Here is a 20,828-nt window from a genome sequence, read left to right on the forward strand (position 1 = left end):
AAAAGCGCAGGACCCCCGAGCGCCTGCCGGAACCCGCAGTGTCACCGGCCCTGCCGCGGACGCGGACCTCAGCCGGACCCCCCGCCCCGTTGCTCCATCTTTGCGCCGCAGGCGCGAGACGAGACCGACAGTCGACGTGCGACGGAAGTCCGGCGGCGCATGCGGGAACCCGCAGCGTCACCAGCCCCAGCACCAGCCCCAGCCTCAGCCCAGGCCCCAGGCCCCAGCCACGGACGCAGACCTCAGCCGTGCCCCCGCCGCCCCGATGCTCCATCCTTGCGCCGCAGGCGCGAGACGAGACCGACAGTCGACGTGCGACCGGAGACCGGCCGCGCATGCGGGTACATCACCGCCTCACCGGCCCTGCCGCGGCGCATAGGGGCCTTGATGTCGAGCCGTGGGGCCCCAACTCTTGTGCTTCCGGGGTCCGGTCAGGCAGGGGCATTCTGGCGCGCCACCTCATGTGACCTCACGTCCGCGCGTGCGTTTAGCGCACGCGCGTGACGTTGTCAAGATGCGGTCGGATGCGGCGCCGCATCATGCCGACGCGCTCGTCCGCACGCGCCGACGACAGGCGAGCGAGGGCATCAGGGAAGAGGCCCGGCAAGTCGGCGTCGCCGCCTGACGGTTGGGGACCCACCCCGTCACTCCACTTCCCCCAGTACCTCTCCCAGCCGCCCCAATCCCTCCGCGATGCGGTCCTCCGGGATCCCGTACGACAGCCGCAGATAGCCGTCCGCGCCGAATTCCGTGCCGGGCGCGAGGGCGATCTGCGCGTGGTCGATCAGGGCCGCGGCCAGGTCGTCGGCCGTGTCCAGCCGCGTGCCGTACAGGGTGCGGCCCAGGAGGGATGTGGCGTCGAGGAAGAAGTAGTGCGCGCCCTGGGGCTCTGTGGCACCGATGTGCGGGAGTTCGCCGAGGAAGCTGCGGACCAGGCCGTGCCGGTGGCGCAGTACGGCGCGGATCTCCGAGAGGAACACGTCCTCCTCACCGCGGGCGGCCGGCAGCACCCCGTACTGGACCGCGCTGGCGGCGCTCGAGGTCGTGTGGTGCTGCAGGTCTGCGAGGGCGGCGATGATCCGTTCCGGCCCGTACGCGTAGCCGGCGCGCCAGCCGGGCACCGCGAACGACTGCGAGAACGAGCCGAAGGTGACGACGTGGTCGCGGGCACCGGCGACGAGCTGTACGGGGTGGGAGTGCACGGCGCCGGGCAGCAAGAGGTCCGCGTAGCACTCGTCGTACAGGACCCACAGGTCGTTGCGTACGGCCCACTCGGTGATCTCGGCCAGCCGTCCGGGCGGATACACCACTCCGGTGGGGTTGTTGGGGGTGTTGAGGACGATCATGCGCGTCCGTGGCGTGCGCAGTGCCTCAAGTCCCTCGACGGTGGGGACGAAACCGGTGCCACGGGTGTCCAGCCCCACCGGGTTGGCGCCGACCAGCCGGATCTGGGCCATGAACGTGCCCCACGCGGGCTGCGGTACGAGCACGTCGTCGCCCTGGTTGAGCAACGCGAGACACGCCAGGTGCAGTCCGTGGCGGGCGCCTGCGGTCACCAGCACCTGCGACGGCGCGCACACGATGCGGCGGGTACGGGTGACCCGGTCGGAGAGGGCGACGCGCAGCTCGTGCAGCCCGGCGGCACTGGTGCAGCGGTGGGTCGGTCCCTCCAGCGCGGCGGCGAGAGCGCGGCGCATGGAGGCCGGGGGCTCGAAGTCCAGCTCCCCCGAAGCGAAGTCGATCAGGTCGGGGTCGTCACCGCGCGGACGGGCGGGGGCCTTTGGGGGATCGGCGCGTGCGGGCCGGAATCCGAAGATCCGGCCGGCCGCGTCCGACAGGCTCACACCTGGCCCGTGAGGCCCGGGCCGACGACGATCCATCCGATGTCCCCGGGCCCGCCGCCGGCCGCTCCGGTCAGGGCCGTCACGGCGGCCAAGGCCAGGGCACCGGCGATCGCGAATCGGAACAGCCTGCGGGGCATACAAAGCTCCTTGCGGTCGACAACAGGGGTGAAGGAGAAGGGAGTCCGGAATGTGAGCCGGAGAAGTCCACGAAGTGGACGGATTTCCCACTTGATGCTTTCTGTTCCTGATGGCTAGCCTCAAGGCTGCGAGGGGGTCGTGAATTGTCCGTGCAGAAACACGAACCGGGGGACGGTGCACCGGAGTCCGGTCCGGAGGGACCCGGTGCGGAGGGACCCGGCGCGGGGGAACTCGGGGCCGGTGAGCCTCCCGGATCCGCGATGCCGGACTACACGCTGCTGGACGAGGACCTCCACGTCTACCGCACGGCCCTCGATCTGGGCGGCACGTGCCCCGGGCAGGCCGAGGGCGCCACCCTCGAACGGCTCGTGCGCCTCGGCCTGCTGACCGCCCCGCACACACCCGGCGGCCGGTACGAGCCGGTCAACCCGGCAGCGGCGCAGAGCACGCTGGTGGCGGACCTGATGAGGGACGCACAGGAGGCGATCGAGCGCATCTGCCGGATCCGTACGGCACTTGCCCCGGCAGAGGCGGCGTACCGCGAGCAGTTCGCCGCGAGCCGCGGCGCGCTCGTGGAGCACACCGGCCTGGCGAACATCAACGAGTCGATCCGCGCCGCCGCCCAGGACTGCACCGCGGAAGTGCTCACCTGCCAGCCCGGCGGCGGGCGGCCCCAGGAGGTACTGGCGGAGTCGCTGCCCGCGACCTCGTCCATGCTGGCCCGCGGAGTCCGGATGCACACGATCTACCAGCACTCCGCCCGCGCGAGCCCGGCGACCCAGGAGTTCGTACGCACGGTCCAGGGCCAGGGCGCGGAGGTCCGCACCCTGGACGAGAGCTTCGACCGGCTCATCGTCTTCGACCGTCGACTCGCCTTCATCCCGGGGCCATTGGGACGTACGGATCGGAGCACGGCGGTGGAGATCCGCTCCCCCGCCGTCGTGGCGTTCCTCGCGGACCTCTTCGCCCGTGCGTGGCTGCGGGCGACGCCCTTCACGCCGCCCACCCGTGACCGCCGGACGTCGCAGATCTCCAACGACCTGGGCCTGGCGATCCTGCGCCATGTCGTCGCGGGCGACACGGACGCGGTGACGGCCCAGCAGTTGGGCATCAGCGTCCGCCGCTGCCAGGAGTACATCTCGCAGATCTCCACCCGCCTCGGCAGCCGCAGCCGGGCCCAACTCGGTTATCTGGCGGCGGTGTCCGGGCTCCTGGAGGACTCCACGAAGAGGTAGCCGGGGTACACCCCCTGCCGGACTTACGCGTCATGCGCCGGTGGGACGCGAACCGCGCACGATCCTCGACGGACCGGACACGCCCCCTCGACGGACCCGCGCAAGACCCTCGACAGACCGAACACGCCCCCTCGACGGACCGGCGCAAGACCCTCGACGGACCGAACACGACCCCTCGACGAACCGAGGCCACCACCGGCCCCTGCTCCCGCTGGTCCCATCAAGCCCTGTCCCGGCAGGCGCCCCTCGGGCGGAACCGATGCACGCCCGGGCATCCCGGCGCCCGCCATCCCCGCGCCCGGGCCAGGCGCCCGGGCCAGGCGCTCCGGCCCGGCGCCCGAGCCAGGCGCACGACCCGCCCCCACCGCCCGTACGCCCCGCACGCATGCCCTGCCGCAGCCCCGCACCGCGCGCCCCGCCGCAGCCCCGCACCGCGCGCCCCGCCGGAGCCCCGCCCGCCGCCTGACGCCCGGGACGCCTCACGGCCCCCGGCTCCCGCCGGTCCCGCCGTGCCCTGTCCCGGCGGACACCCCTCGGGCCGGACCACTGCACGCCCGGGCATCCCGGCGACCGAGCCAGGCGCCCGAGGCCTCATCGCGACCCGCACACACCGCACACCGCACCCCCGCATGCCCCGCCGGAGCCCCGCTCCGGCACCCCGCCACAAACCCCGCACCACGCGCCCCGTCGGAGCCCCGCCCGCCCTCGCCGGAAGGCGACCCGGTAGTGACAAGTTGCTACGCGCGTAGATATGCTCACCTGGTGACCATGCCCACCACTGTTCCCGCATACGGCACGGAAGCCCCCGAACGGCTGGCCTCCATGGCGGACGTGACCGCCTCCGAGGCCGCCTTGCGCCGCTTCCTGCACGGCCTGCCGGGTGTCGACGCGGTCGGTCTGCAGGCCCGCGCCGCGACTCTCGGCACCCGCTCGATCAAGACCACGGCGAAGGCGTACGCCATCGACCTGGCGATCTCGATGATCGACCTGACGACGCTCGAAGGCGCGGACACCCCGGGCAAGGTCCGGGCGCTCTGCGCCAAGGGCATCAACCCCGATCCCACGGACCGCACCGTCCCCAAGGTCGCCGCGATCTGCGTCTACCCCGACATGGTGGCCACCGCCAAGGCAGCCCTCGCCGGTTCCGGTGTCCATGTCGCCTCGGTCGCGACCGCCTTCCCCTCCGGCCGTGCCGCCCTGCCCGTCAAGCTCGCCGACACCCGTGACGCCGTCGCCGCCGGCGCCGACGAGATCGACATGGTGATCGACCGCGGCGCTTTCCTCTCCGGCCGCTACCTCGATGTCTTCGAGGAGATCAGGCAGGTCAAGGACGCCTGCCGGCGCGACGGGGGCGGCGCCGCCCATCTCAAGGTGATCTTCGAGACCGGCGAGCTCCAGACGTACGACAACGTCCGCCGCGCCTCCTGGCTCGCCATGCTCGCCGGTGCCGACTTCATCAAGACCTCCACCGGCAAGGTCGCCGTCAACGCCACCCCGCCCGTCACCCTCCTCATGCTGGAGGCGGTCCGCGACTTCCGGAACGCCGTCGGGGTGCAGGTCGGGGTGAAGCCGGCGGGCGGCATCAGGACCTCCAAGGACGCGATCAAGTACCTGGTGATGGTCAACGAGACGCTCGGCGACGACTGGCTGACGGCGGACTGGTTCCGCTTCGGCGCGTCCAGCCTCCTCAACGACCTGCTGATGCAGCGCCAGAAGCTGAGCACCGGGCGTTACTCCGGTCCCGACTACGTGACGGTGGACTGATCCGACATGAGCCCAGCATTCGCATACGCACCGGCGCCCGAGTCCCGCGCAGTCGTCGACATCGCCCCGTCCTACGGGCTGTTCATCGACGGCGAGTTCCGCGAGGCGGCGGACGGCAAGGTCTTCAAGACCGTCTCGCCCTCCTCCGAGGAGGTCCTCTCCGAGGTCGCCCAGGCCGACGCCGAGGACGTCGACACGGCGGTCAAGGCCGCCCGCAAGGCGTTCACCGCCTGGTCGGCGCTTCCCGGCAGCGAGCGCGCCAAGTACCTGTTCCGCATCGCCCGCATCGTCCAGGAGCGCTCGCGCGAGCTCGCCGTCCTGGAGTCGCTGGACAACGGCAAGCCGATCCGCGAGTCCCGTGACGCCGACCTCCCGCTGGTCGCCGCGCACTTCTTCTACTACGCGGGCTGGGCCGACAAGCTGGCTCACGCGGGGTACGGCCCCGACCCCAAGCCGCTGGGCGTCGCCGGCCAGATCATCCCGTGGAACTTCCCTCTGCTGATGCTGGCGTGGAAGATCGCCCCGGCGCTCGCCGCGGGCAACACGGTCGTCCTCAAGCCGGCGGAGACCACCCCGCTGTCCGCGCTGTTCTTCGCGGACATCTGCCGCCAGGCCGGGCTGCCCAAGGGTGTCGTCAACATCATCACCGGTGACGGGTCCACCGGCGCCGAACTGGTGGGCCACCCCGGCATCGACAAGGTCGCCTTCACCGGCTCCACCGACGTCGGCAAGGCCATCGCCCGTACGGTCGCCGGCACCGACAAGAAGGTCACCCTCGAACTGGGCGGCAAGGCCGCGAACATCGTCTTCGACGACGCCGCCATCGACCAGGCCGTCGAGGGCATCGTCGGCGGCATCTTCTTCAACCAGGGCCATGTCTGCTGCGCCGGTTCCCGTCTGCTGGTCCAGGAGTCGATCGCCGAGGAGCTGCTGGACGCGCTCAAGCGCCGGATGCAGACGCTCCGCGTGGGCGACCCGCTGGACAAGAACACCGACATCGGCGCGATCAACTCCGCCGAGCAGCTCGCCCGGATCCGTACGCTCGCCGAGGCGGGTGAGGCGGAGGGCGCCGAGCGCTGGGCCCCGGCCTGCGAACTTCCCAGCTCCGGCTACTGGTTCGCGCCGACCCTGTTCACCGGCGTCACCCAGGCGCACCGCATCGCCCGCGAGGAGATCTTCGGCCCGGTGCTGTCGGTGCTGACCTTCCGCACCCCGGCCGAGGCCGTGGAGAAGGCCAACAACACGCCGTACGGCCTGTCGGCGGGCATCTGGACCGAGAAGGGCTCGCGCATCCTGTGGATGGCGGACCAGCTCCGGGCCGGCGTCGTCTGGGCCAACACGTTCAACAAGTTCGACCCCGCCTCCCCCTTCGGCGGCTACAAGGAGTCGGGCTACGGCCGCGAGGGCGGCCGCCACGGTCTGGAGGCATACCTGAATGTCTGAGCGTCTCAGCGTCTTCAAGACCTACAAGCTGTTCGTCGGGGGCAAGTTCCCCCGGTCCGAGAGCGGGCGGGTGTACGAGGTGGCCGACACAGAAGGCAACTGGCTGGCGAACGCCCCGCTCGCCTCGCGCAAGGACGCGCGGGACGCGGTCGTCGCGGCCCGCAAGGCGTTCGGCGGCTGGTCGGGCGCCACCGCGTACAACCGCGGCCAGATCCTCTACCGCACCGCCGAGATGCTGGAGGGCCGCCGGGACCAGTTCATCGCGGAGGTCGCGGATGCCGAGGGCCTGAGCAAGGCGAAGGCGACGGCCCAGGTGGACGCGGCGATCGATCGCTGGGTCTGGTACGCGGGCTGGTCGGACAAGGTGGCCCAGGTCGCCGGCTCGGCCAATCCGGTCGCGGGACCGTACTTCAACCTCTCCACCCCGGAGCCGACCGGTGTCGTGGCCGTGCTGGCCCCGCAGGAGTCGTCCTTCCTCGGCCTGGTGTCGGTGATCGCCCCGGCGATCGTCACCGGCAACACGGTCGTCGTGGTGGCGTCGGAGAAGTCGCCGCTGCCCGCCCTGTCCTTGGCCGAGGTGCTGGCGACCTCGGATCTGCCCGGCGGCGTCGTCAATCTGCTGTCGGGCCGCACCGCGGAGATCGCCCGGCCGCTCGCCTCGCACCAGGACGTCAACGCGATCGATCTCGTGGGCGCGGACGCCGAGCAGGCGAAGGAGCTGGAGACGGCGGCGGCGGACAACTTGAAGCGGGTGCTGCGTCCGTCCCGTACGAACTGGACGGCGGACCCCGGCACCGACCGCATGCTGGCGTTCCTGGAGACCAAGACGGTCTGGCACCCCATCGGCGTCTGACCCGAGCCACGGCACCTGCCGCAGGCGCAGCAGCGAGCCCCGCCGCCCTCGAAGGGCGACGGGGCTCGCTCGCGTACGGAGAGGGGGTACGGGCTGCGGTCCTGCGGGTGCCTACTGCGCCCAGCCGCCGGGCAGCTGCTGCGCGGCCGGACCGAGCAGCGGCAGGTCGTCCAGGGACTGGCCTCGGGTGACGTTGTCCGTCACGGACTGGGTGCCGACCGACTTGAAGTCGGCGACCTGGGTGCCGACTCCGTTGTCGAGCGGGTCCACGCCCGTCTTGGCGAGCGGGTTGAGCTGCATGCTCTTCAGCGGCCCGGCGACACCGGCGACCCCGTGCTTCGTGCCCTCGCGCAGCGAGGTGCCCGGGTCGGCAAGGGAGTTGGCGACGCCGCCCTCGGTCGCGGCCGGGCTCGCCTGGCCGCCCTTCCCGCACTGCCCGTGCCCGTCGTGCAGCGGGCATGCGCCGGCCGAACCACCCGCCGCGAGTGCCGCACCGGCGGCGGCCACGACGAGGCCGGCGCGCAGCAGTGCGCCCGGGACTCCCTGGACCCGGGCTGCCACAGGGGACTTGGAGCGTGCGTGAGAGGCCATGGGCCACCTGCCACTTTCTTTCGTTGCGTGATCGAGCGACAACACACCGTAGTTGAACGGGGGCCGGGTGCGCGAATGTCGTGCCCCAGCGGGTCGCAACGGCGCACGTATGCGCGAGAATGGGGTCCCGTGACCTCCCACCATCGCTCCGCGCGCGTCGTGCTGCTCACGGGCCCTTCGGGTTCCGGCAAGTCGTCCCTGGCCATCGGGTCCGGACTGCCGGTGCTCAACCTCGACGACTTCTACAAGGAGGCCGGGGACCCGACGCTCCCCCTCCTCCCCGATGGTTCGGGCACGGACTGGGACGCACCGGCGTCCTGGGACGCGGACGCCGCGGTCGCGGCGATCGAGGAGCTGTGCCGTACGGGCCGTACGAGCGTCCCGCTGTACGACATCTCCACCAGCTCGCGCAGCGGAGCGACGGTCCTGCGGATCGACGGAGCGCCGCTGTTCGTCGCGGAGGGCATCTTCGCCGCCGATGTGGTGGTCCGGTGTCGTGAACTCGGGCTGCTGGCGGACGCACTGTGCCTGCGCGGGCGCCCCTCGACCACCTTCAGGCGCCGGCTGCTGCGCGATCTGCGGGAGGCGCGCAAGCCGGTTCCGGTGCTGATCCGGCGGGGATGGCGGCTGATGCGCGAGGAACCGGCCATCGTTGCGCGGCATGCGGCACTGGGGGCCCACCCGTGCGGCAAGAAGGAGGCGCTGGAGCGGCTCGGTGCCGCGGCGGCCGGACGTGCCTTCGCCGCGATGGAGGGCACGCGCTCCGCAACCATGCGCTGAGGGAGGGGCGGTGAGGCGCCGTGCGGCTCCCCGGGGCAACACGACCGCGCAGCACGACCGCACGGCACCACCACCACCGCGCAGCACGACCGCACAACGCCGCACAGCGGCCGCGCAGCTCGGCGAACGCGGCCGCGCGACTTCAGGCACATGCTGTGCGGCTCCACGCACGTGCCGGCGCGCACGCCCCACGGCTTCACCCATGAGTGCCGCACGGCTTCACCCATGAGTGCGGGACCGAGTGGACCCCCCGGCCACTCGGTCCCGCTTCCCTCTCCCCGCCGGTCCCCCGACCTCTGGCGGGCCCCCGTCCCCCGTGTTCCCCCGTGTTCCCCCCCGGCTCCCCTCCCCGGGTCTTCAGGCCACCAGCTCGCCGAAGGATTCCTGCTCACTCCGGCCGAAGCTGAGCGCCTCGTCCTCGCGCAGGCGGCGGAGCGAGCGCCAGATGCTGCTCTTCACCGTGCCCACGCTGATGTCCAGAATGTCTGCGATCTCCGGGTCCGTACGGCCCTCGTAGTAGCGCAGGACGAGCATCGTGCGCTGCAGTTCGGGCAGCCGGGCCAGCGCCTGCCAGAGCACGGCGCGCAGTTCGGTGCCGCGCATCGCGTCCTGGTCGCCGGCCGTCTCCGGCAGTTCCTCGGTCGGGTACTCGTTGAGCTTCCGCCGGCGCCAGGCGCTGATGTGGAGGTTCGTCATGGTGCGGCGCAGGTAACCACCGACCGCGGCCTTGTCGCTGATCCGGTCCCATGCCCGGTAGGTCGAGAAGAGCGCGTTCTGCAGCAGGTCCTCGGCCTCGTAGCGGTCGCCGGTCAGGTGGTACGCCGTCGCGTACAGGGAGGCGCGGCGCTCCCGCACGTAGGCGGTGAACTCCGCCTCCGACAGGCTCTCCCGTCGCGCCGACTCCTCCCTGTCCGACTCTCCCCCGTCGATCCCCCCGTCACGGACCCCCCCGTCACGGAGCGTGGTGGCGTCGATGGCCTGCGAGTGTCCCCAGCGGTGACCGATGGAGTACGGCGGCCTCTGACGCCCGGTGCCGCGAGCGCACCCCCGCCCGCTCACGGCACCGGACTTCTCCGCCCCGGACTCGGTCCGGGGGTGAGCAGAGCTCCTGGCACCGTCGTGGAGGCGCGTGACAACTGCGCTGGTGGTGCCGGCGTGCAGTGTGTTCATCTCGCGCCCCCCGTCGGTGGAGTCTGCTGTTGGTTTCCGGTTCCGGCAGGTCGCCCTCCCGGTGCCCAAAAGACTGCCGGGCCAGTTTCATCGCGTTGTCCGCCGACTGTCACAGCCGTGTTACAGGGGTGACGGGTGCGAGAAAGACCCCGCCGAAAGAGCCGGTACGAGGGGTGCGGAGCGACGGAGGGGGACCTTCGGTCGAACTCCTGGCACTCCTTGGGCCAGAATGACCACCGTGCCTTTCCTGTTGCTGATCGAGGACGACGACGCCATTCGCACGGCCCTTGAACTCTCCCTGAGCCGCCAGGGCCACCGCGTGGTGGCCGCGGCCTCGGGCGAGGACGGCCTGAAGCTGCTGCGCGAGCAGCGGCCCGACCTGATCGTGCTGGACGTGATGCTGCCGGGTATCGACGGCTTCGAGGTGTGCCGCCGGATCCGGCGCACCGACCAGCTCCCGATCATTCTCCTGACCGCGCGCAGCGACGACATCGACGTCGTGGTGGGGCTGGAGTCGGGCGCGGACGACTACGTACTGAAACCGATCCAGCCCCGGGTGCTGGACGCACGGATCCGCGCGGTCCTGCGCCGCGGCGAGCGCGAATCCAACGACGCGGCGTCGTTCGGCAATCTGACCATCGACCGCTCGGCGATGACCGTCACCAAGAACGGCGAGGACCTGCAGCTCACGCCGACCGAGCTGCGCCTGCTCCTGGAACTGAGCCGCCGGCCCGGGCAGGCGCTCTCCCGCCAGCAGCTGCTCCGGCTGGTGTGGGAGCACGACTACCTCGGCGACTCCCGGCTCGTGGACGCCTGTGTGCAGCGGCTGCGGGCCAAGGTCGAGGACGTCCCGTCGTCGCCGACCCTGATCCGTACGGTGCGCGGCGTGGGCTACCGGCTGGACACGCCCCAGTGACCGCCCGGGCCCGCCGCCCCCGCACCGCCCTGGAGGGGACGGCTCCGTGAAGGATGCGTCGCCACCCGGCCGGGTACGGGTCTGGGCGGCCAGCGTGCTGCGCCTGACCAGCCTGCGCCTGCGGCTGGTGGTCGTCTTCGCCCTGGTCGCGCTGACCGCCGCGGTCTCCGCGTCCGGGATCGCGTACTGGCTGAACAAGGACGCCGTGCTGACCCGGACGCAGAACGCGGCCCTCAACGACTTCCGCAAGTCGCTGGAGGACAACGCCGGTTCGCTGCCCCTGCGCCCGCCGTGCGACCAGCTCCAGCACGCCGCGAACCGGATGGGGAGCACCACCCAGCACTACGAGGTCGTCCTCATCGACAAGCAGAAGGACGACAGCGACTGCGCGGCGCCCTCCGACTCCGAGGTGTTCACGTTCAACGTCGTCCCCTCCGCGCTGCGCAAGGCGGTGAACAAGCAGCGGCCGCCGGACGAGGGCGACGGAGTGCCGTACCACCTGTACTGGCAGCGGATCACCCTGGGCGGCGACCCGTACCTGGTCGGCGGCGCGAAGGTGATGGGCGACGGGCCGACCGGCTACATGCTCAAGTCGCTGGCCTCCGAGCGCGACGACCTCAACTCGCTGGCCTGGTCGCTGGGGATCGCCACCGGGCTCGCGCTGATCGGCTCGGCACTGCTCGCCCAGGCCGCCGCCTCGACGGTGCTGCGGCCGGTGCAGCGCCTCGGAGAGGCGGCCAAGCGCCTCGGGGAGGGCAAGCTCGACACCCGGCTGCGGGTGTCGGGGACCGACGAACTGGCCGATCTCTCCCGGACGTTCAACAGGACGGCCGAGTCCCTGGAGCACCGCGTCGACGAGCTGAGCGCCCGCGAGGCATCCAGCCGCCGCTTCGTCGCCGACATGTCGCACGAGCTGCGGACGCCGCTGACGGCCATCACGGCGGTGACCGAGGTACTCGAGGAGGAGGCCGACAACCTCGACCCGATGATCGAACCGGCCGTACGCCTGGTGGTGACCGAGACCCGTCGCCTCAACAACCTGGTGGAGAACCTCATGGAGGTCACCCGGTTCGACGCGGGCACCGCGCGCCTGGTGCTGGACGACGTGGACGTCGCGGACCAGGTGACGGCCTGCATCGACGCGCGGGCCTGGCTGGACGCCGTCGAACTGGACGCCAAACGCGGCATCGTGTCCCGGCTCGACCCGCGCCGCCTCGACGTCATCCTGGCCAACCTCATCGGGAACGCGCTGAAGCACGGGGGCTCACCCGTGCGTGTCTCGGTCCGTACGGTCGCCGAGGACACCGACGCGGCCGAACTGGTCATCGAGGTGAGGGACCACGGGCCCGGCATCCCCCAGGACGTCCTGCCGCATGTCTTCGACCGCTTCTACAAGGCGAGCGCGTCGCGGCCGCGGTCCGAGGGCAGCGGCCTCGGCCTGTCCATCGCGCTGGAGAACGCGCACATCCACGGCGGCGAGATCACCGCGTCCAACTCCCCCGAAGGCGGGGCGGTGTTCACGCTGCGCCTGCCGATGGATGCCTCGCGGCTCGCGCCCGAGTCGGAGAACGACCGCGGCGAGGACGACGAGGAAGGCGGACCATGAGGCGATGGCTGCGCCCGGCCGCTGCCGCGGCACTCACGCTCGGGATGCTGGGCGCCACGGGCTGCGGCATCCGCGGCACGTCCGTGCCCGTGGACGCGGGCGCGGCGCCGTCGCGCGCGTCCTGCCAGGTGTCCGGCGAGGGACCGGGGGCGGACTTCGCCGGCTCGGTACCCGTCCATGTCTACCTCGTGTGCAGCACCCAGCTCCTGCCCGTCGACCGTACGGTGCGGATGCCCGGGGACCGGTTCTCCACGGACCGGCCCGCTCTCGCCCGCGCACTGCTGGAGGAGTTGCAGGACCAGCCGACCGCGGCCGAGCACGAGGCCGGGTTCGCCACCGAGGTGGGCGACGACCTGACCGTCTCCGGCGCGCACGAGGGCGACCCCGAAGGGACCGTGCGGCTGAGCCGGCTCCCCGACGAACTCCCGTCGTACGCACTCGCACAGATCGTCTGCACCTACGCGGAGACGCCCGTCGCCGTGGAGCGAGGTTCAGTGGTCCTCGGCGGTCCTTCGGACGACGAGCCGAAGCGCTACCCGTGCACCGAGAGCCTGCGGACCCGTCCGGACGTGGCGCAGACCACGGGCACTCCGGTGGAGTGACCACGGAACCGGGTCGCCTCCACCACGCGTCCTGAGAGACGTGCACAGTCTTGACTCCGGCGACCGCCGCCTCACCTTCCGCTTCCGCGCGGCGGGGCTGCTTCTCCTCCTCGCACATCTCACGGTCGTCGGCTGGCTGACCCTCCGCCCGCGCAGCGTTCCGTGGGTTCCGGCGGCGAATCTGCGGCCGCTGGCGACGATACGCGCGGTGATCGCGCAGGGCCCCTGGGAGACCGCGACGGCGCTCGGCCCCGCGCTCCTGCTGCTCGCCCCGCTCGGGGTGCTGCTGCCGATGGCGACGGGACGGCTGGCGCTGCGCGGACTGGGTTCGCCGACGCACACGGTGTTCACCGGATTCATGGTGTCGCTGGCCATAGAGCTGCTGCAGACCGATGTGCCCGGGCGCACGCTCGATGTGGATGTGCTGCTGCTGAACACGGCGGGGGTGGCGGCCGCGTACCTGCTGTTCGTACCGCCGCTGCGGGGACTTGTGCTCATTCGCCGGGGGCCCCGCACCCGTAGGGCGGCTCCCCTCCCCCGGGACGAGGGGGCTCAGGGGCCGACCCCGACGATCCACAGGGTCGGGATCGCCCCATAGACCGAAGCTTTGTCCGCTTCGCGAACCTACCGTTGAGGTGTTACCTCGATACGACGATTCGCGAAGGAGCCCTCATGGCCGCCCTGGTTCGCCCCAGTAACGGACGGATGATCGGCGGAGTGTGTGCGGCGCTGGCCAGGCGCTACAACACGTCCGCGTCCACGGTCCGCGTGATCTTCCTTCTCTCGTGCCTGCTGCCGGGGCCGCAGATCCTGCTCTACGTGTTGCTCTGGGCGCTGCTGCCCTCCGAGGACAAGACCCGTACGGCCTGGTGAGCCTCTCGGCGCACGGTCCGGGTGCGGCACGCGGTACGGCGGGACGGCACGCCGTGTGACGGCACCCGGTGCGGCGCGAGGACCTGCGTCGCTCCAACTACCCGGCCCGCACCGACGCATGACAGACGGCCGCGCCCTCACCCGGAACTGATACGGGTGAGGGCGCGGCCGCGTCCACGCGGAGTGCGGGGAGCGTCAGCCGACGCCGAGCTGGCCGTTGCCGAGGCCTCCCAGCGGGGTCGCACCGAGCGGCAGACCGCCGAGCAGGCCGACCTTGGTGTCCTTGGCGGTCTTGGCGGCCTTGTCGCCGACGACAGGGGCGGCGGGGGTTCCGGCCAGGCCCTTGGCGACGGGCAGCGCCGAGGTGGCGCGGCCGAGGATGTCCTGCCCGGCCCCGAGGGACTTGGGGGTACCTGCGGGCAGAGTCTTGGGGGCACCGGCGGGCAGGGTCTTGGTGACCTCTCCCAGCGGCAGGCTCTTCAGCGCGTCGCCTGCCGGGGTGGCGGCGGAGGCCGAGCCGGCGGCGGCAGCGGCGAAAGCGGCGCCGAGCACGGCGACACCGAGGGTCTTGGCGGTTCCCTGCTTCATCGAATTACGTCCTCGTGATGGGGAAGTTGCTGTTGCGATCACCGGATCACGGGCATGCCGGAGAAACGGCAATGCACGGGCCGTGACCGCAGGACTTCGAAACGTAGTCACAGAACGGTTCGGCCGCAAACAGCGGAAACGGCCGGGTGACGAACACCCCGGCCGCTTCCCGGATTTCCTCCCCGAGGCGCCGATCAGCCCTCCGCTGAACCGGAATCGCTGGTCACAGCACGTCCGACAGGGGACTGCCGGAACAACCACTCCGCCTTCAACTCGGCGTATCCCGGCTTGATCACGTCATTGATCATGGCGAGACGTTCGTCGAAAGGAATGAAAGCTGATTTCATCGCATTGACGGTGAACCACTGCATGTCGTCGAGCGTGTACCGGAAGGTCTTCACCAGGTGCTCGTACTCGATGCTCATGCTCGTGCCGCTCATCAGCCGGTTGTCGGTGTTGACCGTGGCCCGGAAGTGGAGACGGCGGAGCAGCCCGATGGGGTGCTCGGCGTACGAGGAGGCCGCGCCCGTCTGGAGGTTGGACGTCGGACAGAGCTCCAGCGGGATGCGCTTGTCGCGCACATACGAGGCGAGCCGGCCGAGCGTGACCGTCCCGTCCTCGGCGACCTCGATGTCGTCGATGATCCGCACGCCGTGGCCCAGCCGGTCCGCCCCGCACCACTGCAGCGCCTGCCAGATGGACGGCAGGCCGAACGCCTCGCCCGCGTGAATGGTGAAGTGGTTGTTCTCCCGCTTCAGATACTCGAACGCGTCGAGGTGGCGGGTGGGCGGGAAGCCCGCCTCGGCGCCGGCGATGTCGAAGCCGACGACGCCGAGATCGCGGTAGCGGTTGGCGAGTTCGGCGATCTCCAGGGCACGGGCCGCGTGCCGCATCGCGGTGAGCAGGGCGCCGACCCGGATGCGGTGGCCGTTCTCCCTGGCCCGGCGCTCGCCCTCACGGAAGCCCTCGTTGACGGCCTCGACGACCTCTTCGAGGGTCAGCCCGCCCTCCAGGTGCTGCTCGGGCGCGTAACGGATCTCGGCGTAGACGACGCCGTCGGCGGCCAGGTCCTCCGCGCACTCGGCGGCGACCCTGATCAGGGCGTCGCGGGTCTGCATGACCGCGCAGGTGTGCCGGAAGGTCTCGAGATAGCGCTCCAGGGAGCCGGAGTCGGCGGATTCCCTGAACCAGACGCCGAGCTTGTCGGGCTCGGTCTCCGGCAGTCCGTCGTATCCCGTCCCACGGGCCAGCTCGACGATGGTGCCGGGGCGCAGACCGCCGTCGAGATGGTCGTGCAGCAGCACCTTGGGGGCCCGGCGGATCTGGTCCGGTGTCGGTGTGGTGGTGGTCTCGCTCGTCATTTCCGCACTCTATCGCTTTGTCGCCTACGCGCGTAGAGCGCAGGGATGAATACCCAACCTTGACCGCGCGCGGGGTTTCGCCCGGGCCTGGGACTGACATCTTCTGTGACATGGCTCAGCAAACGGTGCCGGTGCGTGACGCCCGGCTGGGGCGGGCGGTGGGGGCGACGAGTCCGGGCGACACGGTGCACGGAGTGCTGCTCCTGCTGCCCGGAGGCGAACCGGAGAGCACGCGGAGACCGTCACCGGTCACCGCGGCGGCCGCGCGACCCCTGGCACGGCGGCTCTCCCGGGAGGGCCGCGACCACGGACTGGTGACCCACGTCGTGCGCTACCGCTACCGCGGCTGGAACGGCACGGCCTCCCACCCGGTCGAGGACGCCCGCTGGGCGGCGGACGAGGCCGTACGGCTCTACGGCGACGTCCCGGTCTGCCTGGCCGGTACGCACATGGGCGCGCGCGCCGCACTGCGCGCAGCCGACCATCCGGCCGTCAACTCCGTACTGGCACTGGCCCCTTGGCTTCCTCGGCAGGGTTCCGCCGAGAAGCCCGATCCGGTGAAACAGCTCCTCGGGCGCCGCGTCCTGCTCGTCCACGGCACGAACGACGAGCGGACCGATCCGGAGCTGTCGTACCGGTACGCGGAGCGAGCGAAGAAGGTCAACCGCGATGTCTGCCGCTTCGAAGTCCACACGGACGGCCACGGGTTGAGCCAGCACCGCACCGAAGTCCACTCCCTCGCCGCGGACTTCGTGCTCGGCGCCCTCTTCGCCCGCGCCTTCAGCCGCCCGGTCGCCGACGCCCTCGCCGCTCCCCCGCCATTGGGGCTGCGGATGCCGCTGGCGGCGGGCTTCGGGTCCTCGCTGCGGTACTGAGGGCCGGTGCGCGCCGGGGCTTGCCACCCGGGCTGAGGGCCCGTTGGGCGCCCGATCCGGTTCAGCGCGGGATCAGTTGGCCGCGCCGCGAGAGCAGGAAGCGCTTGAAGGCCGCCACCGGCGGTGTGTCCGGGCGCCCCGCGAGCCAGGCGACGCCGATCTCCCGTACGGCGCGGGGCGCGGTGACCGTCAGCTCCGTGACTCCCGGGCGCGGGACGGCCGGTGGCGGCAGAAGCGCCACCCCGAGTCCGGCCGCCACCAGGCCGCGCAGTGTCTCCGCCTCCTCGCCGTCGAAGGCGATCCGCGGTGTGAACCCGGCCTCCGCGCACAGGTCGTCGGTGATCCGCCGCAGACCGTAGCCCGGTTCGAGCGTGACGAACGCCTCGTCCGCCGCCTCCGCCAGCCGCACACGGCGGCGCGAGGCGAGGCGGTGGTCGTCCGGTACGACCAGGCGCAGCTTCTGCTCGTCCAGGCGCCGGGCCACCAGGTCGGGAGCGTCCGGAACCGGTGAGGTGAGGCACAGGTCGAGGCCGCCCGCGCGCATACGGGCGAGCATGGCTTCCCCGTAGTTCTGGACGAGTTGGAAGCGGACGCGCGGGTGCTCGGCACGGAAGGTGCGCAGCAGGCCGGGCACGGTCTCGAAGCCGAGGGTGTGCAGGAAGCCGAAGGCGATCCTGCCGGCGGCCGGGTCCGCGTCCTCCCGTACGGATTCGGCGGCGCGCTCCACCTCGGCCAGTGCGCGTTCGACCGAGCCGAGGAACGTGCGGCCCGCGGGTGTGAGCGAGAGCGTGCGGCCGTGCCGGGCGAACAGGGAGACGCCCAGGTCCTGTTCGAGCCGGACCATGGCACGGCTGAGCGTCGACTGGGGCACCGCCATGCGCTGTGCGGCGCGCGTCACATGCTCGTACCGCGCGACGCCCGCGAACTGTGCGAGGCGGGGCGCGAGCAGCGCGGACCACGAGTCGGGATCGAGTTCGGCCGTCCCGGCCTCACCTGTTGCCTGGATGTCTTCTTCGTTGCCGTCCCGTGACAGACGCGGTCGTGAGCTGCGGTCATGCACCATGGGAACGATTATGACGACTTCATGCATTGGACGCATGAGGCGGGGGTCTCTACGTTGAATACATGCCTCCTGCAGATACCAGGGCGTCCACCACCAGCGTGGGCGCCGCCCCAGCCCTGTCCCCTCACGAAGCACCGAGCTCCGAGGCCACCAAGCTGCGCCCCGGCGGCCCCGGCTACCGCCGGATGAACGCCGCCCTGTTCGCGGCGGGAGTCGCCACCTTCGCGCTCCTCTACTCCACCCAGGCTCTGCTGCCCGCCATCTCCGCCGGGTTCGGCGTGACGCCGGACGCGGCGAGCTGGACCGTCTCCGCCCCCACGGCCGGCCTGGCGCTGGCCGTACTGCCGCTCAGCGCACTGTCCGAGCGGGTGGGGCGGCAGGCGATGATGACGGCCTCCCTCACCGTGGCCGCACTCGTCTCGCTGATCCTGCCCCTCGCACCGGACCTCGGCACGCTGATCGCCCTGCGCACCGTCCAGGGCGTCGCGCTCGCCGGGATCCCCGCGTCCGCGATGGCGTACATCGCGGAGGAGGTGCGCGCGAAGGCGCTCGTCGGCGCGATCGGACTGTTCGTCGCGGGCAACAGCATCGGAGGCATGTCCGGCCGGATCGTCACCGGCTGGGTCGCGCAGGCCTGGGACTGGCGGGCGGCACTCGGCGCGGTCGCTCTGCTGGCGGTGATCTGCACGGTGGCCTTCCGGCTGCTGCTGCCGAAGGCGCGGCACTTCACACCGTCCACGGTCAGCCCGCGGGCACTGGCCCGTACGGTCCGCGGCCACCTCGCCGACCCGCTGCTGTGCCGGCTGTACGCGATCGGCGCGCTGTTCATGACCGTCTTCGGCGCGGTCTACACCGTGATCGGCTACCGGCTGGTGGGAGAACCGTTCAACCTCCCCCAGGGCGTGGTCGGTTCGATCTTCCTCATCTACCTGGTCGGCACGGCCTCGTCGGCCGCGGCCGGGCGTCTCGTGGCCCGTCTGGGCCGCCGCGGCGCCCTGTACGCGGCGGTGAGCACCACGGCAGCGGGTCTGCTGCTGAGCCTCTCCAGCACGCTGGGCGCGGTCCTCGCCGGACTGATCCTCATCACGGCGGGCTTCTTCGCGGGCCACGCGGTGGCGTCCTCGTCCGTCAGCCGGACGGCGAAGACGGGGCGGGCGCAGGCGTCGGCGCTCTACCAGTCGGCGTACTACCTGGGCAGCAGCGCGGGCGGTGCGCTCGGCGCTCTCGCCTTCCGCACGGCGGGCTGGGAGGGCACGGTCCTTCTCGGCATCGTGGCCGTCCTCACGGCGGCGGGCATCACGATCTACGCGACGCGCAAGGCGCTGGCCGACCGCCGCGCCCGCGCCGCCCACCCGTCGAGCGGCTGCGCGAGCCCGGCACCGGCGCGGTCGTAGTCCGCGGGCCTCACAGCGAACACGCGAAGGGCCGGCCGCCGAATTCGGCGGTTGGCCCCTTTGCCGATGCGGATCGCGCGACCGAGTCAGCCGATAGGGAAAACGCTGGTGTCGATCGTGACGTCGAACGGTGCAGGGATACGGATGTCCTCTCCGAATTTCACCTTGCGCAACTCACGGGAGGTCTCGCCGCTCGGCTCCCCGTACAACGTGACGTCGGCCCCGGCGGGGCGAAGCGGTCGATGAGCAGATTCAATGATCTCCACCTTGCTGCCCTCGGGCCAGTCCGACTCCTCCGCAGAAACGGACAAGCTCATCCCAGTGCGAGCCCGGTGCGGGATCGACGGGGAGTGCACTCATGGCGGTCGCCTTACTCGTGACACCAACCCCAGCACGCCGAACGGGACCGGTGGGGGTCCACCGGTCCCGTTCATCCCTACGGGGAATCCGCAGGTCAGGCGATGCGGTCCAGCACCACCGGGGTGGGCTCGAACGCCGAGTCCGCCGGGGCCACCAGGACGCCGCCGTCCAGGGCCTCCAGGGCGTAGGCGAACTTCTCCGGGGTGTCGGTGTGGAGGGTCAGCAGCGGCCGGCCCGCCGTCACCCTGTCGCCCGGCTTGGCGTGGATCTCCACACCCGCGCCCGCCTGCACCGGGTCCTCCTTGCGGGCACGGCCCGCGCCGAGGCGCCAGGCCGCCAGGCCCACCGCGTACGCGTCGAGGGCGGCCAGGCGGCCGGACTCGGACGCGGTGACCACGTGCTGCTCGCGGGCGACCGGCAGGGTTGCGTCCGGGTCGCCGCCCTGGGCCGCGATCATGCGGCGCCAGACATCCATCGCCGAGCCGTCCGCCAGGGCCTTCGCCGGGTCCGCGTCGGGCAGGCCCGCGGCGTCGAGCATCTCGCGGGCGAGCGCCAGGGTGAGCTCGACGACGTCCACCGGGCCGCCGCCCGCCAGGACCTCCACGGATTCGCGGACCTCGAGGGCGTTGCCCGCGGTGAGGCCGAGCGGCGTGGACATATCGGTGAGCAGGGCGACGGTCTTCACGCCGTGGTCCGTGCCGAGGCCGACCATCGTGGAGGCCAGTTCGCGGGCGTCGTCGACGGTCTTCATGAAGGCGCCGGAGCCGACCTTCACGTCCAGCACGAGCGAGCCCGTACCCTCTGCGATCTTCTTGGACATGATCGAGGAGGCGATGAGCGGGATCGCCTCGACCGTGCCGGTGACGTCGCGCAGCGCGTAGAGCTTCTTGTCCGCGGGCGCGAGTCCGTCGCCCGCCGCGCAGATGACGGCGCCGGTGGAGCCGAGGACGTCGAGCATCTGCTCGTTCGAGAGCAGCGCCCGCCAGCCGGGGATGGACTCCAGCTTGTCGAGCGTGCCTCCGGTGTGGCCGAGGCCGCGGCCCGAGAGCTGCGGAACGGCCGCTCCGCAGGCGGCGACCAGCGGGGCGAGCGGCAGGGTGATCTTGTCGCCGACGCCACCCGTGGAGTGCTTGTCGGCGGTCGGGCGCGGAAGGGACGAGAAGTCCATGCGCTCGCCGCTGGCGATCATCGCGGCGGTCCAGCGGGCGATCTCGGCCCGGTCCATGCCGTTGAGCAGGATCGCCATGGCGAGTGCGGACATCTGCTCGTCGGCGACCTCGCCACGCGTGTACGCGTCGATGACCCAGTCGATCTGGGCGTCGGTCAGACGGCCCCGGTCGCGCTTGGTGCGGATCACCGAGATGACGTCCAT

Annotated in this window: 21 protein-coding genes; 12 read left to right on the forward strand and 9 right to left on the reverse strand. The window is 71.6% G+C overall.

What is annotated here, in order from left to right; translation table 11 throughout:
• Positions 1-644: 644 nt before the first annotated feature.
• On the reverse strand, positions 645-1,844 hold the full coding sequence (locus ACGFNH_RS21910) for a pyridoxal phosphate-dependent aminotransferase (RefSeq protein ID WP_393656181.1): 1,200 nt from the start codon (positions 1,842-1,844) through the stop codon (positions 645-647).
• A complete protein-coding gene (locus ACGFNH_RS21915) occupies positions 1,841-1,981 on the reverse strand; it encodes a hypothetical protein (RefSeq protein WP_393656183.1) in 141 nt (46 codons plus the stop codon). Before ACGFNH_RS21915 ends, ACGFNH_RS21910 begins: the two co-directional genes overlap by 4 nt.
• Before the next feature lie 261 nt (positions 1,982-2,242).
• Here ACGFNH_RS21915 and ACGFNH_RS21920 point away from each other — a divergent pair, with 261 nt between their 5' ends.
• The 4 genes from ACGFNH_RS21920 (at position 2,243) to ACGFNH_RS21935 (ending at position 7,277) form a co-directional block, all read left to right on the forward strand.
• The gene (locus ACGFNH_RS21920) at positions 2,243-3,217 is read left to right on the forward strand and encodes a hypothetical protein (RefSeq protein WP_393656185.1); all 975 of its coding nucleotides are present in this window, start codon (positions 2,243-2,245) and stop codon (positions 3,215-3,217) included.
• Between the two features lie 768 nt (positions 3,218-3,985).
• Positions 3,986-4,981, forward strand: a complete 996-nt coding sequence (gene deoC / locus ACGFNH_RS21925) for a deoxyribose-phosphate aldolase (RefSeq protein ID WP_393656856.1) — start codon at positions 3,986-3,988, stop codon at positions 4,979-4,981.
• A 6-nt stretch (positions 4,982-4,987) separates the two neighbouring features.
• The gene (locus ACGFNH_RS21930; RefSeq protein ID WP_393656187.1) at positions 4,988-6,424 is read left to right on the forward strand and encodes an aldehyde dehydrogenase family protein; all 1,437 of its coding nucleotides are present in this window, start codon (positions 4,988-4,990) and stop codon (positions 6,422-6,424) included.
• Positions 6,417-7,277 carry an aldehyde dehydrogenase family protein gene (locus ACGFNH_RS21935; RefSeq protein WP_393656189.1) on the forward strand — a complete coding sequence of 287 codons (861 nt, stop codon included), beginning with the start codon at positions 6,417-6,419 and terminating at the stop codon, positions 7,275-7,277. Before ACGFNH_RS21930 ends, ACGFNH_RS21935 begins: the two co-directional genes overlap by 8 nt.
• Before the next feature lie 111 nt (positions 7,278-7,388).
• On the opposite strand, the gene ACGFNH_RS21940 is transcribed toward ACGFNH_RS21935, so the two are convergent.
• Positions 7,389-7,868 carry a hypothetical protein gene (locus ACGFNH_RS21940; RefSeq protein ID WP_393656191.1) on the reverse strand — a complete coding sequence of 160 codons (480 nt, stop codon included), beginning with the start codon at positions 7,866-7,868 and terminating at the stop codon, positions 7,389-7,391.
• A gap of 129 nt (positions 7,869-7,997) precedes the next feature.
• Between ACGFNH_RS21940 and ACGFNH_RS21945 the strand changes: the two genes are divergently transcribed.
• The gene (locus ACGFNH_RS21945) at positions 7,998-8,648 is read left to right on the forward strand and encodes a uridine kinase (protein ID WP_393656193.1); all 651 of its coding nucleotides are present in this window, start codon (positions 7,998-8,000) and stop codon (positions 8,646-8,648) included.
• A 357-nt stretch (positions 8,649-9,005) separates the two neighbouring features.
• Here ACGFNH_RS21945 and ACGFNH_RS21950 read toward each other — a convergent pair whose 3' ends face one another.
• On the reverse strand, positions 9,006-9,818 hold the full coding sequence (locus tag ACGFNH_RS21950) for a SigE family RNA polymerase sigma factor (protein WP_393656195.1): 813 nt from the start codon (positions 9,816-9,818) through the stop codon (positions 9,006-9,008).
• A 238-nt stretch (positions 9,819-10,056) separates the two neighbouring features.
• Between ACGFNH_RS21950 and afsQ1 the strand changes: the two genes are divergently transcribed.
• The 5 genes from afsQ1 (at position 10,057) to ACGFNH_RS21975 (ending at position 13,815) form a co-directional block, all read left to right on the forward strand.
• Positions 10,057-10,734: a two-component system response regulator AfsQ1 gene (gene afsQ1 / locus ACGFNH_RS21955; RefSeq protein WP_393656197.1), complete on the forward strand. Its 678-nt coding sequence runs from the start codon at positions 10,057-10,059 to the stop codon at positions 10,732-10,734.
• A 46-nt stretch (positions 10,735-10,780) separates the two neighbouring features.
• A complete protein-coding gene (locus ACGFNH_RS21960; protein ID WP_393656199.1) occupies positions 10,781-12,340 on the forward strand; it encodes an ATP-binding protein in 1,560 nt (519 codons plus the stop codon).
• On the forward strand, positions 12,337-12,942 hold the full coding sequence (locus ACGFNH_RS21965; protein ID WP_393656201.1) for a hypothetical protein: 606 nt from the start codon (positions 12,337-12,339) through the stop codon (positions 12,940-12,942). The genes ACGFNH_RS21960 and ACGFNH_RS21965 overlap by 4 nt, the downstream gene beginning before the upstream one ends.
• 40 nt (positions 12,943-12,982) lie before the next feature.
• Positions 12,983-13,540 (forward strand): VanZ family protein, encoded by a 558-nt coding sequence (locus tag ACGFNH_RS21970; protein WP_393656203.1) that lies wholly within the window; start codon positions 12,983-12,985, stop codon positions 13,538-13,540.
• A 74-nt stretch (positions 13,541-13,614) separates the two neighbouring features.
• Positions 13,615-13,815 carry a PspC domain-containing protein gene (locus tag ACGFNH_RS21975; protein ID WP_393656205.1) on the forward strand — a complete coding sequence of 67 codons (201 nt, stop codon included), beginning with the start codon at positions 13,615-13,617 and terminating at the stop codon, positions 13,813-13,815.
• A gap of 195 nt (positions 13,816-14,010) precedes the next feature.
• Here ACGFNH_RS21975 and ACGFNH_RS21980 read toward each other — a convergent pair whose 3' ends face one another.
• Together ACGFNH_RS21980 and ACGFNH_RS21985 are read right to left on the reverse strand one after the other, a co-directional pair.
• Positions 14,011-14,403, reverse strand: coding sequence for an ATP-binding protein (locus ACGFNH_RS21980; protein ID WP_393656207.1), 393 nt, complete (start codon positions 14,401-14,403; stop codon positions 14,011-14,013).
• A 194-nt stretch (positions 14,404-14,597) separates the two neighbouring features.
• A complete protein-coding gene (locus tag ACGFNH_RS21985; RefSeq protein ID WP_393656209.1) occupies positions 14,598-15,764 on the reverse strand; it encodes an adenosine deaminase in 1,167 nt (388 codons plus the stop codon).
• Between the two features lie 110 nt (positions 15,765-15,874).
• On the opposite strand from ACGFNH_RS21985, the gene ACGFNH_RS21990 reads away from it, so the two are divergent.
• Positions 15,875-16,639, forward strand: a complete 765-nt coding sequence (locus tag ACGFNH_RS21990) for an alpha/beta hydrolase family protein (protein ID WP_393656211.1) — start codon at positions 15,875-15,877, stop codon at positions 16,637-16,639.
• Between the two features lie 61 nt (positions 16,640-16,700).
• Here the strand turns inward: ACGFNH_RS21990 and ACGFNH_RS21995 are convergent, their stop codons facing one another.
• Positions 16,701-17,702, reverse strand: a complete 1,002-nt coding sequence (locus tag ACGFNH_RS21995) for a LysR family transcriptional regulator (protein WP_393656213.1) — start codon at positions 17,700-17,702, stop codon at positions 16,701-16,703.
• Between the two features lie 62 nt (positions 17,703-17,764).
• Here ACGFNH_RS21995 and ACGFNH_RS22000 point away from each other — a divergent pair, with 62 nt between their 5' ends.
• Complete coding sequence (locus ACGFNH_RS22000; RefSeq protein ID WP_393656215.1) at positions 17,765-19,096, forward strand: MFS transporter; 1,332 nt, start codon at positions 17,765-17,767, stop codon at positions 19,094-19,096.
• Positions 19,097-19,182: 86 nt separating this feature from the next.
• Here the strand turns inward: ACGFNH_RS22000 and ACGFNH_RS22005 are convergent, their stop codons facing one another.
• Together ACGFNH_RS22005 and ACGFNH_RS22010 are read right to left on the reverse strand one after the other, a co-directional pair.
• A complete protein-coding gene (locus ACGFNH_RS22005; protein WP_393656217.1) occupies positions 19,183-19,407 on the reverse strand; it encodes a hypothetical protein in 225 nt (74 codons plus the stop codon).
• A gap of 143 nt (positions 19,408-19,550) precedes the next feature.
• On the reverse strand, positions 19,551-20,828 hold the full coding sequence (locus tag ACGFNH_RS22010; protein ID WP_393656858.1) for a thymidine phosphorylase: 1,278 nt from the start codon (positions 20,826-20,828) through the stop codon (positions 19,551-19,553).

This window comes from Streptomyces sp. NPDC048639 (genome assembly GCF_043199075.1).
GTDB lineage: Bacteria > Actinomycetota > Actinomycetes > Streptomycetales > Streptomycetaceae > Streptomyces.